Annotated in this window: 2 protein-coding genes; both read right to left on the bottom strand. The window is 59.2% G+C overall.

All coding sequences use genetic code 11. The features are described 5' to 3' along the window. On the bottom strand, window positions 1-413 hold a 413-nt coding region (locus tag L691_RS0120935), incomplete at its 3' end, for an energy-coupling factor ABC transporter ATP-binding protein (RefSeq protein ID WP_025692296.1). Then, on the bottom strand, window positions 329-1,226 hold an 898-nt coding region (locus L691_RS0120930), incomplete at its 5' end, for an energy-coupling factor transporter transmembrane component T (protein ID WP_025692295.1). The genes L691_RS0120935 and L691_RS0120930, both read right to left, overlap by 85 nt.

Here is a 1,226-nt window from a genome sequence, read left to right as displayed (position 1 = left end):
GGCTTGTACAGCAGCGGCTCCAGACCGAACAGCCCGGCCATTTCCGCCAGCCTGCCGCGCATGACGGACGGGGAAAGACCCATATTTTCCATGGAAAAGGCAAGCTCCTGCCATACCGTCTCCATCACGATCTGCGCCTCCGGATTCTGGAAGACCATGCCGATTTCCCCGGCCGCAGTCTCCTGAAATAGCTGCGAAAGCTCCCAGCCCCGGTAAAAAATCTCGCCGCTCCCCTCTCCAACAGGAGTCAGCTCCCGCTTCAAATGCCGCAGCAGCGTCGTTTTGCCGCTGCCCGACGGGCCGCAAAGAACGACGAACTCGCCTTCTTTTATTCCAAAGGATAGCCCGTCCAGTGAAGCCCTTTCTTCCCCGGGGTAGCGGAAGGATAGCTCCTGCGCGCGGACGATCTCCATAACCATTTCTCCTTTCCTTCCACCCAGAGGGGGAGAGCCATGAACAGACAAAAGGCGGCGTACATCGCCGCTTCCTGCCAGCTAAATACCAGCGGCTTCATCCGGGGATACAGCATCAGCAGGCCGTATCCTTGAGACCAGCCCCACAGGGTACCCAGCGCGCCGGCTCCCAACCCCGCCAGGACCCAAATATCCCTCCGGTCAAGTCTATGTACCGCATAGGAGCTTCGGCGGCGGATACCGTACCCGCGTGCTTTCATCGAGTCGGCGGTCTGCAGCGCTTCCTCTAGCGACCAGGTGAGCAGCGTCTTCAGCAGCGTCATCCCGTCAGCCATACGCGAGCGCAGACTGCCCTCGCGGACCGAAACGCCGCGCGCCCCCTGAATCAGCGCAATCCGGCGCAGCCGCCGCTGAAACAGCGGAACGAAGCGGAGCGTCATGAGCGCAAGCAGGGCGCTTTTGGGAGCGGCAGATGCGAACAGGTACATAAATTTATCCGGTGTTACCGTATAGTTGTACGAAAGAAAAATAACAAACACCGCGATCAGTACAACCATCATCATCAGCCCGTACAGCACAGCTTCCAGAGTAATCGGCTGGTCCATGAAATAAAACAAGATAACGGCTCCTCTGTGCGAGAACAGCGGGTTCAGCAGGGCGGCGGGAACAGCGATAATCAGGCAAAAAGCCAGGCTGCCCGCTATCCGCCGCCCCTGTCCCTGAAGCAGCATCAAGCCGAGCAGGGCCAGAGTTTCGGTCACCAGGAACACCGGATGAAACAGCAGCAGTGTGAACAGCAGCAGCCCGGCGTAG

The organism is Paenibacillus zanthoxyli JH29 (genome assembly GCF_000520715.1).
Lineage (GTDB): Bacteria > Bacillota > Bacilli > Paenibacillales > Paenibacillaceae > Paenibacillus_AQ > Paenibacillus_AQ zanthoxyli.
This window is presented reverse-complemented; position numbering and strand designations above follow the sequence as displayed.